Here is a 16,136-nt window from a genome sequence, read left to right on the forward strand (position 1 = left end):
ATCTGAATTCAAGCCGAAATCAGGAGTATATTCCGTGACAATCACGTGGACACTTTTCCAGATATATCAATTCACATTTCCACGATTTGGTGGAAAGCCGTGAATTGTTGCGATCTATACGATCCTTATACTTAGGAGAATCTGCTGGCTGCTAAGTGCGATGAAGGCGACCACAGCCATCATCAGGCCGCGATGGAAGCGTGTCTGCTTGATGATTCTGGCGCGCGAGGTCATCAGCAATTCGGCGGCAAGCACCGAGGTCCAATCGGACTTCAATGCCTGGCGGACCACGTCGCGGACATCGGCAAAGGACTGGGGATCCAAATAATAGATCGGCGGGACGGCCGAAGCACCGGACATCTTGCTTTTCAGTTCCTTCTCCACGCGCCGTCGGCTCGGATAAAGGACCTGGCCAAACTGCACGATCGGCATGATGACTATCCCCCAGACTCCCGCATAGAACAGCGGCCCGATCGGCGGATGTGTCGGCAAGAGATCGCCAAAATGCAGCGCCAGATTGACGGCGAGGATGTAGCCGACGCCGACGATCTGCGCCTTCGTATCGTAGGAGCGCGCCACTGAATGCGCCTCCTGCAGAGCGGTGAGAAGCATGTTGTCGACGTACTCGCGCGTGACCTCCCCGGGTCCAGAAAACATCGTGGCTTCCGATGCAAGAAAGCGGTCAGGAGAGTTGGGGGACGACTTCAACATGGCTATTCACACTGCGGGGTCCGGAGTAACCCAATCCCGGCGGACACTCGCACTTCAGAGATAATCATGGTTATCTCCACGTCTCCGGGAGCCGAGGCCGCCATCGTGATCTCCATCATTTCGAGCCATTCAATCCGACTCCATTTCAAATTGAACTACTAAGTCATTTCTACCATACAGTCAATACGAGAATCACGGATGCAAAAGCCGTGACGAATAATGGGGTCGGCCTGGCAGCCAGATGAACGCAAAGCAACCAAAGGCCCTTCGGCGAGCGGGGAATGAACGCTGGCCATCGTGCTGCCTTGCGCTCTTGTTCGGCCTTCCATTGGCGCAGATTGACCAGTTGTTCGCGCCGCGGATCTTTTGCGTAGTTCATCTTCCCATCCTTCCCGCGAGCCCAAGACGCCTGTGCGCTTCAGCCCAATCGTTGGCGTCCAAACTTCGCCCGGCGTCGTGGCGCAGCTCTAAATCATGCCAAGGGCGAGGCCGGCACCAAGCGCGCGCAAGCAGCGCCCGCCCCGCGCACCAGGCCCTGCAACCGCGAACCCAGAGCAAATGCGGCCGATATGCCGAGAACATGCAGCAGAGCAGTCGGCACTGCGAAGCCGGCCATGTACTCCAGCCCGCCGGTTCCGGCCGCGATCTCCGTTCCGTGCGCGTGACCGTGGAAGAAGCCGAAGGTCGCGATAATGGCGACGCCACCCGCGCTGGCAGGTCCACGGCGAGCGCAACCATCAGGCCCAGCGCGACGATCGAAGCGAGGATCGCGGGCTCGACGAACAGCACCGGAACATGCGCCAGGCCGAAGCCGGCGCCGGCGAGCATCACAGCGATGAAGGCAGCCGGCAACGCCCAGATCGCGCGACCACCCTTCTGGGCCGCCCACAGTCCAACTGCGATCATGACGGTCACGTGATCGAAGCGGAGTGGATGGGCGAAGCCGGCCGTGAAGGACGATGTCAGCCCGGCGCCGACATGGGCGTGGGCAGGCAAGACCGCCCCGGCAAGGGCGATCGTCGAGAGTATTGCGCGTTTCGCGGAAGGCAGCATGAAGTGGACTCTTCTCGTTCAAGGTAGTGGAATGCCGGACAGGCAACCGCGCCGCGCAGAGCAATGGTCACGCGGTGCTAGGCTGCTTGCCGGCGAGTACCTCCGCAGCATGACCGCGGGCGGTCTAGGGCGCGGGGAGAACTCTCCGCCGCAGTCGAGCAGGCGCCGCCCAAAACGTTCCGGGCGCAGTCCATGCAGAGTGTTTGTAGATATAGCCGGTCGAGCATGTAACTAGCTCCGTCCTTCGGCTTGAAATACTATGGAGCGCCGACGCCTCACGCCATTGTCAGGTTGGTCAACTGCTCTAGTGGAAACGAAAGATCTCATCACGCGGCCAGCCGGTTGCGCTTCCGAATTTATACTTCTGTATACCGGGACTGACCGGCTACCTCGTCGTGCGGCGTCACCGCCAGACCGGCCGCTGTCGGACTGATAAAAGTCGAATTTCGACTGCATTTTTGCAGGAGGCGCGACAGACCTTCATTGCCGGGCGCGCAGCGCGCGCGATCCGTCTAACTCGCTTCAAGGGCGAACGTCATGAAGGCAACCAACGTGGTGCGCCGGCATTGCAAACCGCGGAGCAATGCAGGGATATGGTGGACCGGTCGTGAGGGCTTTCTACGGCGGTAGCGGTATCGTACGTCCGGTCCGGAAAGCCGGAGACGTCAACGGACCCTTCGGCGCATACCTGAGCGTGACTGCTCGAAAAGTCGCGATGGATTGGCATCGTGCCCAAGCCGTTTGCAACAGCTGGGTATGTCTTGATGGCCAAGGCGGTCGCAATCGAAAGCGCGATCCAGCGAAAGCTGCCAAAGGGGCCATAGAAACGCGAAATGAAGCCCCCATAGCGCTGCAACATCAAGGAGGCGGGTGAGCTTAGCAATCCCGGATCAAGCGCCATGCCGCAATTTGGAGAGTAGGACGGCGGCGCAGTTGACATGGATCAAAGCCACCTCCCGTTCAGTTAGTCATAATTAGCGTATGGGACTATTAACCCGGCATTTCTTTTAACAGGAGGCGTCAATGAGCAAGTTCGTCGTTGTCATATTCCCGAATGAAGCGGGTGCGTATGAAGGCACGCGCGCATTGAATGGACTCCATGCTGATGGGAGCCTAACGCTCTACGGCATGGCCGTCGTAGCGAAGGACGCTAAAGGCAATTTCACGGTGAAAGAGACTGCTGACGCCGGCCCGCTCGGCACCGCGGTTGGCACATTGCTCGGCGGCCTCCTAGGTGTGATCGGTGGTCCGGTCGGCATGGTCACCGGAGCAGCGGGGGGCGTTCTGCTTGGGAGCCTGATTGACGTGGTCAACTATGGCGTCGGCGAGGACTTTATGATGAAGGTTTCAAACGAGCTGGTGCCGGGCAAGGCCGCGATCGTTGCTGAAATTGCCGAGACTTGGACGACCCCATTGGACGCGCGCGTGGAAGCCTTGGGCGGCACCGTGCTGCGGACCTGGCGTGCCGATTTCGAGGACGAGCTGATCGCCAAAGACGTCGCTGCGCAAGACGCGGACTTCGAACAACTGCAAGCCGAATTCGCGCAAGCGAATGCCGAGACCAAAGCGAAGCTCAGTACGAAACTGGACCAAGCCAAGACGGGTCTTAAACAGGCGGACGCGCGGCTCCAGGGTAGAATCGATGCTTTGAACAAGGAAATGGACGCCAAGGTCGCCACGATGGAAAAGCAGGTAGCCGAGGCACAAGCAGATGCGAAGGAGATAATCAGGCATCGTATAGCCGCCATGCGAGCCGATTACGAGGCTCGGTCCGCCAAGCTGAAACAAGCGTGGGCGCTCACGAAGGAAGCTCTCGCGGCCTGACTATTGTCGAGTGCCGGGATTCGAATTCTCGAATTACAGGCTCTTTGCTTATATGATCGATTGACCGCGGGCGGCCGAAACGCCCGCGGTTCGCGCAGCCTATCGGCATCGATCCAAGCGCCGGAGGATTTAGCTATGACCAGCCAGTCATCTTATTCAGTAAGCGTCATCTCGCTCCCGCAGCCCGCAATTGGTGGCTTCTTTTACTGCGTGGCCTCGCGGCCATCATCTTCGGAGCGCTGTCGCTGATATGGTCCGCCATCAGCCTTTTCACGTTCTGCTTTTCGGGGTCTACGCTTTGGGCGACGGCGTCTTTGCGCTGGCCGCTACTATCGTTGGCAGGGGCAACGCCGAGGCAAGGTTGTGGCTCGTGCTTGTGCCTGGAACAGCATCGAGCTTCCCTTCCCCGGACACACTCGCAGTCACATAGACTTGGCACGCCGCCGCAGTGTAAAATGACCTGAACAGCGCAGGAGCGGAGTCTTGAAGCTCGCAACCGTGCAATCCGCGCCCGCGGCGTCACGACGGAACCGTTCCGCCGTGCTCCTTCGCATCGCGACCGCAGCGATAGCGGCCGGGGCTTTTATCGCCGACACGATCGATCCAAATGACATCTCCTACCCGCTACTTTACGTCGTGGTCGTGCTCTTGGCCGCGCGTTTTTGCTATGGCCGGAACCTTGTCTTCGTCGCCGCCGGGTGCCTCGCACTTCTTGTTTTGAGTTATCTGATCTCGCCTCCGATCGGGCCGACTGAAGATGCCCTGCTGCGTATGTCTATCAGGGGCACTGTGATCGCAGTGACAGCATATCTCGTCCTGCAGAGCCAATCGGCGCAAGCAGGCGAGCGCGAGAAGGCCGCTCTTCTCGACCTCACGCAAGACACGATTTTCGTCCGCAACATGGACGACGTCATTACCTATTGGAACCGCGGCGCCGCGGAATTGTATGGATGGAGCGCGGAAGAAGCCGTGGGGCGGGTTACGCACGACCTGTTGAAGACGCGCTTTCCCGCACCGCTCACTGCGATAAATGCCGAATTGCACTCCCTCGGCCGCTGGGACGGCGAACTCGTCTATACCAAGCGCAACGGCTCGGAGGTGGCAGTGGCGAGCAGATGGGCCCTGCAGCGCGACCGGCAAGGCAACCCGACCAGCGTATTGGAGACCAACAACGACATCACCGAGCGCAAGCGGGCGGAGAATGCTCTACAACTCGCACAAGCCGAACTTGCGCATGTTGCGCGCATGAGCACGTTGGGCGAGCTCGCCGCTTCGATCGCCCACGAGATCAACCAGCCGCTCGCCGCCATTGTGAATGGCGCCGGTGCCGGGCTGCGCTGGTTGGACAGGCAGCCGCCGGACCTCGATGAGGCGCGGCAGATGCTTACCCGCATTCTGAAGGACGGTAACCGCGCGGCCGACGTGATCGGTCGGATCCGTGCTTTGGTCCGCAAGTCTCCGGTCAAGATGGATCGGCTCGCCATCAACGACGTTGTGCTCGATGTAATCGCGCTGGCACGCAGCGATATCGAGCGAAATCGAGCAGTGCTCCGTACCCGGCTCGCCGACGATTTGCCGCCCATCCAAGGGGACCGGGTCCAGCTGCAACAGGCGCTCCTCAACCTTGTTGTCAACGCAATTGAGGCGATGCGCGATCATGAGCCGCGAGAGCTGCTGATCACTTCCGGAAACGACGAGGCGCAGAACGTCGTCGTGACGGTGCACGATTCAGGCCCGGGGCTCGATCCGGAGACTGTCGGCCGCATCTTCCAGTCCTTCTTCACGACCAAGGCGGACGGGATGGGCATGGGGCTGTCGATTTGCCGGTCCATCGTGGAAGCGCATGGGGGGCAGCTCTCGGCTCGCCCGAATGAACCGCGCGGCGCCCGCTTCGAAATCGCGCTTCCCCGAGAGCAGGCACAGGCCAGGCACGCCGCCGACACGAGCAAGGCAGCCGCGCTGACTATACCTTCGTATAATGCATAGCTCCTTTTGATCAGCTGAGGATCTCAGTAGATTAGGACGTGCACGGCAGTGCGCGTTGCGATTGGCGCGAGATTGAGAGTTCCGAAGTTGAAGCGAAAGGCAGTCATTGCGGTCGTCGACGACGACGAGTCGGTTCGAGAAACCACCAAGGGTCTGATTAGATCGGTGGGATTTTCCGCCGAGGCGTTTGGCTCTGCGGAGGATTTTTTGGCCTCCCACCATCTTGGCCGCACCGACTGCCTGATTGCAGATGTCAACATGCCCGGCATGAGCGGGCTCGATCTGCATGAACGTCTCGCAGGGGCCGGGAAGACTATTCCGACCATTCTGATCACCGCCTACCCAAATGAAAGGATCCGGATGCGCGCGCTGAACGCCGGAGTGCGATGCTACTTGCCTAAGCCCTTTGCGGAGGGCGATCTACTCGGCTGTCTCCGTGCGGCCCTGGGCAACGGTACCTCCAGCTGTTGAGACTGCCGTTCCGCGATATCCTGTTCAGCTCTCGCCGTCCGGCCCTGCCATCGACAAGCCGGATTCCGGCCAGTACCGTGCCCGCAGTAATCCGATTTTACCACCTACATTAAATTGGCTGCGTCGTGCGGGAGCTGACCCCTTCGTGCGCCCGCTCAGACCCCATGTTCAGCCTGTCGGCCATTCGCGCCAGATCAGGCAGGGAGGCAGCTTTCATTTTTCTCATCACCTGCCCACGATGAACTTTGACGGTGATCTCGCTGACGCCCAGTTCGTAGGCAGTCTGTTTGTTCGCCCGTCCGGCCACCACCAGCGCCATGACCTCCTGCTCCCGCTGACTGAGGCTCTCGAAGCGGGCGCGCAGCTCGGTCAAGAACTTATCGTCATCCAACCGCGCGCGGTCCCGCTCGAGGCCCAACTGGATCGCGTCGAGTAGGTCTTGGTCGCGGAATGGCTTGGTGAGGAACTCGATCGCACCGTCCTTCATGGCCCGCACCGTCATCGGGATATCGCCATGCCCGGTGATGAAAATTATCGGGATATGAATGTTATCGGTGGCGAGGTCCCGTTGGAATTCAAGGCCGCTGCGTCCGGGAAGCCGGACGTCGAGCACGAGGCACGCGGGCCCCTCTGGGCGGGCGGCGGCGAGGAATTCGCGCACGTGGCCGAAAAGATTCGCTTGCAGCCCTACGGATCGCACAAGGCTGCCGAGCGTCTCGCGGACTGCCGGATCATCGTCGATGACGACGACGGTCGACTGTGGGTGGGGGATCTCGATGCTCAACCCTATATCCTCCGCACAAATTATGACATTAGGGCTTGCGCCCATCAAGCACCGTCCCTATCGCCCGTAGGTGCTAGGAATGCGGCGCCGGGAGGAGTCGAACGAGCGCAACGGCAACTGAAGGGTCGCGATCTAGCGTCGTGTCGCCGAACGACGCTACTTGGCGCGCGCCGGCTGTGCAGTGACGCCTAGCCTGTCCGCCATGCGGACCAGATCAACGAGAGACTTCGCCCGCATCTTCTGCATAACGTGACCGCGGTGGACCTTTACGGTCACCTCACTCAGACTCGCTTGGCCGGCAATCTGCTTGTTGACGCTGCCGGTGACCACCAAGTGCATGATCTCTCGCTCGCGGGCCGTCAAGGAATCGTAGCGCGTGCGGAGGTCGGCGATCAGCTTGGCCTCTTCCCGCCGAGCACGGTCCCGTTCGATCCCGGCATGGACTGCGTCGAGCAACTCCTGTTCACGCAGCGGCTTCGTCAGAAACTCAATGGCGCCGGATTTCATCGCCCGCACAGAGATCGGAACGTCGCCGTGGGCACTTATGAAAATCACTGGAAGGTGAATGCTCAGATTCTGGAGAATTTTCTGCAGTTCAAGCCCACTCCGCCCCGGCAGCCTAACATCGAGGATGATGCACCCTGGAGTGTCGGCGCGCTTTGTGTCCAGAAACTCCTGACCCGAAGCGAAGGTCTGCACCTCAAGCCCAACGGAGCGCAAGAGATCCCCGACGCCCTCCCGGACCGACACGTCATCATCAATGATGTAGACAACGTCCTTCATCCACGCGCCCCAAACTTCGATCCGATCATGCCGGCAGGTCGGACGATGGAGCTTATTGCGATTTCCCCTCACCTGGCAACGTGAACTGGAAAATAGCGCCACGAAGACCGTTTGGCACGGCCCAGAGCCGGCCATTGTGAGCCTCGATGATCGAACGGCTGATGGTCAGGCCGAGCCCCATGCCCTTTGGCTTGCTGCTGTAGAACGCCTCGAACATTTCCTCGATCTTCGCAGAGTCAATCGGCGGCCCGCTGTCACGCACGGCCACCAGGACGGTCTCGTCTGCCGACTGCTCAGTGCTTATCGTGAGCTTGCGTGATCCTATCGGATCAGCCGCCATCGCATCCTTGGCGTTCATGAGTAGGTTGAGAATGACCTGCTGCAACTGGACCTGGTCTCCGAGAACGAGGGGCAAGTTGCTCGATAGTTTGGTGTTTGGGGTGACGGCGGCCCGTTGAAGGTCCGTGGTTACCAATGCGATCGTTTCCAAAACGACCTCGTTGATGCTCAACCATTCGCGACGTTCCGGTGATTTCTTGGCCATTGCCCGTATCCGGTCGATGACCTCGGATGCGCGGAATGCATCACTGACCATGCGCTCCACGGCGCGACGAGCGGAGATGATGTCGCGTGGATCCGCGTCCAGGTAACGAAGAGCCGCGTTGCCGCTGCCGACGAGACCGGTGAGAGGCTGTCTGACCTCGTGGGCGATTGATGCCGCAAGCTCGCCCATCGTGGTCAACCTGCTTACATGAGCCAGCTCCGCTTGCGCGAGTTGTAGGGCATTCTCCGCCCGCTTACGATCGGTGATGTCACGGACCAGTGAAAGACGAAACCACTCCTCTCCCAGTTGGAATTTGCCGGCGCGAATTTCGACCGGGAATACGGTCCCATCCTTACGCCTGTGCAGGGTCTCGAAAGTCGTCGTCTGTCCGGCGTCCACATGATCAACCACCGTCGCCAATGCCTCTTGGTTGAGACCTCCATCAAACTCGCGCGGATGCATTCCAATCAGTTCCTCGCGGCTGTAGCCGAGGCCCTCGCAGGCTTGCCGGTTGACGTCTATGACGGTCAGATCGTCGGCGTGCAGGAAAAATGCGTCGGCCGCGTGATCGACAAATATTCGGAAGCGAGACTCGCTCGCTCGAAGTCTTTCCTCCCCCCGCTTACGCTCGGACAAATCGAGTACGAAAGCGACGGCTTGGTTCGCGCTTCCTTCGAAGCTTGCCTCGCCGATCAACACCGGCACTCGGGAGCCGTCCTTGCGCCGGTACTCCTTTTCGAACGGTTGAACGCTACCGGCCGACTTCAGCTCGGCCTCGGCCTCGGCATCACGACCCCGCCATTCCTCCGTCGTCAGTTCCGCGGTAGATAGGCGACCGGCAAGAAGGTCGTCGCGACCATAGCCGACCATGCTGAGGAAAGCCTCATTCGCTTCGACAATTCGGCCGTCGATATCCCGGATGAAAATCCCGATGATGTTAGCCTCGACCAGTCGGCGGATTCGACCTTCGCGTTCTTCCAGATGGCGGTACAAGCCGGTATTCTCGAGCGCAGTCGCCGCTTGCGAAGCGAGTATTTTCAGCACTGGCATCCGTGCAGGCGCGAACACGCGAGAGGCGAGATTATTTTCGACGTAGAGCACACCTGACAAGGCGCCCTGGTTGAGCAATGGCATGCATAGAATCGAGAGCCCAGGGTGCTGAATAAGATACGGATCCTCGTCGAATGCTTCGTTGAGAGTGGTTGCGTCGAGGATCAGGCTTTCCTTTGTTCGCATGACGTAGCGGAGCACCGAAGCTGGCAACCTGACAGACTCGAGTGGTTCGTCGCGCAAATCGACTTCGATCACATTGCCATTCGTGCTGGCCTCCGCCATCAATCGCGGCTCGCTTCCTTGCGACCAGATCAGCAACCCACGCTCGCCTCCCGCCTGCTCGAGTGCAATCCGCAGGACGGTCTCAATAAGCCTCTCTAGGATGATCTCGCCCGATACGGCCTGCGAAACCTTGATCACTGTGGCGAGGTCGAGATGCTCTACCGGCGCCTCGATCGTCCTTGTCGCAGCGGCTGCCGTTTCTTCGTTCCGCAACTGTGGAAAGAGCTCGTCGAGTTGCCGAACCTTACCGTCGGCTCCCCAGCGCTGATAAGAGCGGCGAGCATTCTGCAGGTAAAGCGCGGCAATCTGGTCAAACCCGCGGCTGCGGTAGAAGGCTGAAGCGCGATCATAAGCGATCGCCTCGTCGTTAGGCAGCAGGTTCGTACGGGCAAGCTGGGCGGCTTGTTCGTAGAGGCGTTCAGCCTCCAGCGTCCGCCTGTCCAACCGCGCGCTCTCCGCTCCGAGCAGCGCTGCGCGGCTCCCAAAATTCTCCGGGCAGTGCTTGGACCACTCCTCAAGTTGCCGGCGGTGGTCACGCAGATCCTTCCGGTGTTGAGAGCTCTCGGTGGCCGAGACTTCGTCGCAAAGCGCGGCCAGCGAAAGGCCGGCGTAGAAATGGTATTCCGCCCGTTCGAAAATGGCAGGTGTCATCCAGAGGAGGCCCCGCGCTTTCGAGGCCGCTGCAAGCGCGGCGACGTAGTCGCCGGCAAGCCAGCGCGCCTGCAGCTTGCGGATCCAGTACAAGCAACTACCCGGCTTGCCGTCGATATCTCGCTCGAATTGAAACTCATCGAATCCTGTATCGTTGAAGTAGCCGAACACCGGCGTCAGCCCACGAAGTGTTCGTATGAGCTGCAATTGCCCGGTAATGAAAGCGACGACCACTCCGAAGCCGGCCTGGCGTGCGAAGTCCAGACCCGCTTGCGCATCACGTTGAACATCGGACAGCGGTTCACCGCCGGCAAGAAGATAGGTCAGCAGGTTGTTGCGGCTCAGCACCGCATATGTGAGATCGCCTACTTGCTGTGCAGCGTCAAAGACCCGTCCAGCGAGTGCGCGGCCCGTCCTCACATGCCGTGGAGAGGACTTAGCAAGGTTGCCGAAAGCGAGGTAAACACGTGCTTTCAGACGCTCCATTCCAGGTTGCTCGACCAGGTCCAACCCGAGGAGGCCGAACCGGAAACCCTCCTCGTACTTGCCGAAGTGAGGTCCCAGCACGGTGCCTACGGCGGTGTAAGCATAGGGCGACGTGTCGCTGTTACCGTACTTCAGGCTGACGTTCCCCATACGTCCGATCACGAGGCAGCGCAGGTTTTCGTCAGTGAACAAAGCAGGGGTTACGAGTGAGGTAAGGACATCCATCGTGGCCAGCGCGACCGGATCTACCATCGGGGGGAGATCGAGTAACGCTTCAATTGGGCGGTCTCCGAGCTGTCCGGACAGCCGCGTATATTCGCGCCGCACCCGATTTCTGGTGGGATGGGGCGTCCACCGGATCCCCACGCGACGCAGATAGTCGAGCCCGACCATAATTGCCAGGTCGCTCCGGCCGAGACTCATGGAAAGGTCCACCCGCAGTCGAGTGACACGGGCCAGGTCAGTTAGGCTCGTGGCACGTTGCGACAAGGGTGCAAGGTGCGCCTCCGCCTCCGCCGTAGAACCAGTGAGGAATTCGCACTCGGCTCTCAGCAGCTCGAGCGCGAAGGCAAGCTCGTACCGGCGTTCCCATGCATCGCCTGGCAGCAGAGCGGCTCCCAAGCCTGCATAGGTCAGCGCCGAAGCGTATGCCGCCGACGCCCTTGCGCGGCGGGCGGCTGCCAAGTTCAGGTCGGCGAGGCGCTCGCGCTCCCTGCCCGACACGATGAGTGCTGTTCCTCGATTGAGGTGGCCGACAATCTCGAAAATGCGCTCCGTAAGTGCCTCCGGAGGCGTGCGTGCCAGGAGCAAGCGACCGATCGTCAGATGCGCCACCACCTGCTCGACTTCTGAAACCAGCGCGTAAGCCGCCTCCTGTACCCGATCGTGCAGGAACCGGTAGGCCACCTGCTCGCGCAACACCAGCCCGGCCCGTACGGCAGCCCAAAATGCCCCGTGCACCGCTTCGTCGCTTTCGCCCCGTATCATGGTCAGAGTATCGAGGGTCGCGCGGTTGCCGAGGCAAGCCAGCATGTGCAGGGCAAGTTGCGTTGGGGCTGGCAGACGTCTGAGCTTGCCGAGCATCAGATCCGCGACATTGTCAGTGTAGCCCTTCGCCCGAATGCCTTCGAGGTCCCAATCCCAGCGCCTGTGGGGGCGATCGAAGCCAAGCAGCCCTTCCTCCGGCAGGGCTAAGATGAACTGAAGGGCAAAGAAGGGATTGCCGGCGCTCTTCTTGTGCACCAGACGCGCGAGTGGGAGGACACGGCTGTTCGCGCAATGGAGAGCATCAGCCAGCATGCAACTCACATCGTTCAGCCTGAGCGGAGTCAGTCCAACTTGGTGCACTCGCCCACCAGCTTGCCGGATCGCGGTTAGCCGCTGGATCAGCGGGTGGCTAGGCGCGACCTCGTCGTCGCGATACGCACCGATCAAGAGCAGATGACGCAGGTCCGGGTGCGTGGTCAGATCCTCGAGCAGGTCGAGCGTCGCAGCGTCCAGCCATTGAAGGTCGTCGAGAAACAGCGCCAGCGGATGCTCCGGTCGGGCAAACACCCCCAGCAAGCGTCTGACGATCAAATGGAAACGACGTTTGGCGTCCTGTGGTGGCAACTCCGCGACGGGCGGCTGTGGCCCGATCAGCAACTCGAGGTCCGGAAAGAGCGTCGCCATCAGCCCGCCGTTGAAGCCCAAAGCTTCAGAGAGTGCTGAGCGCCACGGATCGAGCTCGGCGTCGCTTTTGCCCAGCAGAGGCCGGAAAAGTCCCTGGAGTGCCTGCGCCAGGCTGGCGTAGGGAACATCGTGCTGGTTCTGGTCGAACTTGCCAGATGCGAACAACCCGCGCGATGGCAAGAGCGCGCGATGGAGTTCGTTAACGACCGTGGACTTGCCGGTCCCGGCCGGGCCGGAAATCAAAACCAACTCAGGCCCGCCCGCAGCAACAACCCGGTCGAAGGCGGCAAGCAGGATGGCGATCTCAACCTCGCGACCATATGGCTGCTCAGGAATAAGCAACTTGTCGGGCAGATCCTGGGCAGCGAGCGGAAATTCCTCGACCCACCCGCGATCATCGGTTTCGGTTAGGGCGCGCCGGAGGTCGGCTTCCAGCCCGTCGGCGGTCTGGTAGCGCTCCTCGGCGTTCTTCGCCAGCAGTTTCATGACGATTGCCGAGACGGCGCGCGGCACTTTCGTCGAACCTTCTGACGGTGGCACCGGCCGCCTGGCAATGTGACAGTGCACCCACTCCATGGGGTCCGCAGCGGAAAACGGGAGCCTACCAGTCACCATCTCGTAAAACGTGACGCCGATCGAGTAGAGGTCGCTGCGCGAGTCGACGGAGCGGTTCATGCGGCCCGTTTGCTCCGGCGCTATGTATGCCAGAGTGCCGGCGATCACCTCGGGAGGCTCGGGTGCTTGGCGCTCGCGCGAAAGGCGCGACGCCACGCCGAAACCGGTGAGACGAACCTGACCGTCTGTCTCGTTCACCAGGATGTTCGCCGGCTTGATGTCCCTATGAATGAGACCGCGCTCATGGACCTTCCCGATCGCTGCGGTGATGCCGATGGCAAGCCGCAGGAAGGTCGAAAGCTCGATCGCCATTCCCTCCTTTCGCGGTGCTAGCAGTTGGCTAAGTGGCACGCCTCCGCAGTCCTCCAGGACGAGCGCGCTATGGCCGGCTTCTTTGTTGAAAGCCAGGGGCTTCGCTGCCCATGCGCTGTCGAGCTCGTCGCGAAGCGCGTACTCGTGTGCGAGTCTGTCGAGGCTGGCGCGGGTAGGGAGCTCGGCCGTAAGCCGCACGACCAGAACGGGCTGCGGCACCGCTTTCTGATCCTGGAGCACTTGGCGCGTGAAGATGCGATCGCCCTCGTCCCAGACGGCGAGGTGTCCTTCAAAAAGGCCCGTCTGTATCGTCTGCCGTCCGGGATCGGCAGCGCCTTGCTTGGTGTTTTTGACTTTCTTGGCGCGCCTTTTCGGGACGCCTTGGACGGTGTCGTCCATCACCACACCGCTTTCTTCGCATCTGCCATCGCCTCCAGCTCGGAGACTGGCATCAGCAGTTCTAGTCAGGGTTCCATCACTTCTGCTTCGTGTCAACGCGCTCCGCTCGGGGGATTCTCTCAACGCTAATCCAATCAGGCGCTCGGGGTAATCTCGCAGACCATCTCGCTCGAAGAGTAGGCTCGTCAAATAGGGTCGTGACAAAATTCGAGCGTCGACGCCCTTTGAAGGGTAGCCGCGCCGGTTAAGCGGCCATGTTGTTGCGGTCAAAGTGCACACCGGCGCGGCAGGTTGGCCCCTAGTGGGGGATCCCAGAGGCCGCAGTGAGACTAACACTGCTGCTGCTGCTGCCGGTATTATGCCGAGGTATACCGGCCTAGCCGTTTGGACAAACCTTCTAAACCAGCCCAACTAACGTCGGGGGCCCCAACTGCATCTCTCGTTGCAGTCACATTGGGGCTCGTACGGCTGGGATGCCCAGGACAACTTGGCGGGAAGTTGGGGTAGCTTAGGCAGGTCAGTGTGCAAAGCTTCGGCTGCCGTCCGAGCGGGGATCAAAAGGGCGGCAAAATGACGCGCTCATAGTGCGAACACGGGCACAAGAATCCATCTCGCCTGACTGAAGCTGTTCTGGACAGGGATAGATAGCGACGAGCGCTCGTCATCGGCGCGCTGCTGGTCGCGGTGGGCGGCAAGTGTTACCGTTTTCGTGCCCACATCTTCCCAGGTGGACCTCTGCCGCCTCGGCCGTATGCTGGGCTCACTCAGGCGAACTCAGCTGGGAGAATGCTTGCGATAAAGTAGACCGCGACTTGTTCCCCTGCCCCACGGCTGGAAGACGGTGAACCGCCACACGTTCTGGATCCTGAAGGCCTCTTGACGAGCCCCTGGATGGCACGAAGACCGCACCAGTGGAATTCGCCGTCGAGCGCGTCTTTGAATGCGGGTCTCCTTAGCTGATTAGCTGACCACCTCACCGGTGGAGTGGTTGACGTATCTCTGCGGCTTCTCGAGAATCGCTGGGGACTGGACCTGCGGGAAATCCATATTGCTGCAGCATACCACGGGTACTTCTATCCCGTCGGAGTTTTAAGGTGCGCTGGCTTGGCTCAGATGGCTTGGGGAATTGCGCCGCAGTAATGAGCTTAACAGGCGGCCAGGAGCCACCCCAATCATTTGCGAGAATCCGCCATGGGGTGTTTGCCTTGGTGTCTTCCCAACACATCTCTGAGCAGAAGTAATACTGGACGGGTCGCCCGTAAAAAACGCGGCAGCATGTTATACACATCATTGTAGTAGTACCTTCACATATTCAGCGAGCATCGGACGGACCGAGCAGCGACGAGCGGCGTGTCTTTTTGGGGCAAACCAATAGCCCTTCAGTGTGGGAGTTACTGAGGCTGCCTTATGCCGCCGCTGCCGATTTCATGCCGGCATCGGGGTTCGTCACTGGGCCATGAGGCAGACCGAATCGGGCGACCTCTTCACAGGCGGGCATTGACTTGCCTATCGTCGAAAGTTGCGCAGGAGAGGCAGCGCCGGTTCCGATTCAACCCGAATCTTGCGCCGTGCTGATGCAGGGCCTGGGCCGCGCATGTAATGAAGTTCCGGCCGGTAGCTTGGGACCAAGCACTCCCAAAGCGCCGTCAGGCATCTTGCGAGCAGAGCAGAGACATCCATGATGCTATTCCCCTTCCCGCCTATTGCCAGCTCCTTTGCTCGAACTCGCCCACGTTGCGGGCAGCCACAGATCGATGGTGGTGCCATGTCGGTGCTTGCTGGTCATCGAGAGCCCGCCCCCCAGACTTTCCACGATCTGCCTGACGGTCGCCAGGCCGAGACCGGTTCCGTTTGTCTTTGTCGAGAAATTCGGCTGGCCCGCCATTTTGAGCGTCCAGTCGTCCATGCCAACGCCGTTGTCGCTAACGGAAAGCCGGATCATCCGTTTTGGCAAAGTCTTTTGGCTTGAAGGCGGAAACGCCAAGTCAGCAGCAATGATAAGGTCACCGCCAGCAGGCATGGCGTCGCGTGCGTTCAAAACGAGATTGAGAAGAGCTCGTTCGACGAGCTGCTGGTCGATTATGGCCGGTGGAAGCCGGTCCGCTATTTCCAAGGTCAATCTGATGTTTGGTAAGAGGACGCTCGCAAGCACGAGTTCGAGATCCGCGAGCAGCTGGTGCATATCTGTTGGTTCGGGCATTGCCGGCCTCGGGTTTGCAAAGTCGATAAGTTGCCGGGCGAGAATCTTCGCCCGAAACGCGCAGTAGATGGCAGCATCGATTTTTCCGAGCTCTCTGCGCGTGCTATCGCGGCGGAGCTGCAACTCTTCCAAGATATTCACAATTGGGGTGAGCAGATTGTTGAAATCGTGAATGATCGATGAGAGCAACAGGCGCGGGTCGATTTGCATATAAGGAGCTTCCGATCCACGTGAATCGCGGTCACTGGATTGCGAGGCATTATATTCTAACATGCTTCTCTCCTGACCTTTCGGCACTACTCCAATGACAG

9 protein-coding genes and 1 pseudogene are annotated in these 16,136 nt (G+C 60.2%); 3 read left to right on the forward strand and 7 right to left on the reverse strand.

Features of this window, described 5'->3' with window-relative positions; translation table 11 throughout:
* Positions 1-114: 114 nt before the first annotated feature.
* From HNQ71_RS09210 to HNQ71_RS35650, 3 genes and pseudogenes are all read right to left on the reverse strand, one after another.
* Positions 115-657: a hypothetical protein gene (locus tag HNQ71_RS09210; protein ID WP_184872314.1), complete on the reverse strand. Its 543-nt coding sequence runs from the start codon at positions 655-657 to the stop codon at positions 115-117.
* A gap of 223 nt (positions 658-880) precedes the next feature.
* Positions 881-1,090, reverse strand: coding sequence for a hypothetical protein (locus HNQ71_RS09215; protein WP_184872315.1), 210 nt, complete (start codon positions 1,088-1,090; stop codon positions 881-883).
* Positions 1,091-1,183: 93 nt separating this feature from the next.
* Positions 1,184-1,764, reverse strand: a pseudogene (locus tag HNQ71_RS35650) (HupE/UreJ family protein).
* 1,023 nt (positions 1,765-2,787) lie between these two features.
* On the opposite strand from HNQ71_RS35650, the gene HNQ71_RS09225 reads away from it, so the two are divergent.
* The 3 genes from HNQ71_RS09225 (at position 2,788) to HNQ71_RS09235 (ending at position 6,045) form a co-directional block, all read left to right on the forward strand.
* A complete protein-coding gene (locus tag HNQ71_RS09225) occupies positions 2,788-3,588 on the forward strand; it encodes a DUF1269 domain-containing protein (RefSeq protein WP_184872316.1) in 801 nt (266 codons plus the stop codon).
* A 483-nt stretch (positions 3,589-4,071) separates the two neighbouring features.
* Entirely contained in the window at positions 4,072-5,574 is a 1,503-nt protein-coding gene (locus tag HNQ71_RS09230; RefSeq protein WP_184872317.1) for a PAS domain-containing sensor histidine kinase, read from the forward strand.
* Positions 5,575-5,661: 87 nt separating this feature from the next.
* The gene (locus HNQ71_RS09235; protein WP_184872318.1) at positions 5,662-6,045 is read left to right on the forward strand and encodes a response regulator transcription factor; all 384 of its coding nucleotides are present in this window, start codon (positions 5,662-5,664) and stop codon (positions 6,043-6,045) included.
* A 109-nt stretch (positions 6,046-6,154) separates the two neighbouring features.
* Here the strand turns inward: HNQ71_RS09235 and HNQ71_RS09240 are convergent, their stop codons facing one another.
* The 4 genes from HNQ71_RS09240 to HNQ71_RS09255 form a co-directional block, all read right to left on the reverse strand.
* Complete coding sequence (locus HNQ71_RS09240) at positions 6,155-6,817, reverse strand: response regulator transcription factor (RefSeq protein WP_425492205.1); 663 nt, start codon at positions 6,815-6,817, stop codon at positions 6,155-6,157.
* Between the two features lie 168 nt (positions 6,818-6,985).
* Positions 6,986-7,612 (reverse strand): response regulator transcription factor, encoded by a 627-nt coding sequence (locus HNQ71_RS09245; protein ID WP_184872320.1) that lies wholly within the window; start codon positions 7,610-7,612, stop codon positions 6,986-6,988.
* A 52-nt stretch (positions 7,613-7,664) separates the two neighbouring features.
* Positions 7,665-13,625 carry an AAA family ATPase gene (locus HNQ71_RS09250; RefSeq protein ID WP_184872321.1) on the reverse strand — a complete coding sequence of 1,987 codons (5,961 nt, stop codon included), beginning with the start codon at positions 13,623-13,625 and terminating at the stop codon, positions 7,665-7,667.
* 1,684 nt (positions 13,626-15,309) lie between these two features.
* Complete coding sequence (locus HNQ71_RS09255) at positions 15,310-16,098, reverse strand: ATP-binding protein (protein ID WP_246461429.1); 789 nt, start codon at positions 16,096-16,098, stop codon at positions 15,310-15,312.
* Between the last annotated feature and the right edge of the window lie 38 nt (positions 16,099-16,136).

Origin of the sequence: Mesorhizobium sangaii, assembly GCF_014207355.1 — a bacterium.
GTDB classification, from domain to species: Bacteria; Pseudomonadota; Alphaproteobacteria; order Rhizobiales; family Rhizobiaceae; genus Mesorhizobium; species Mesorhizobium sangaii.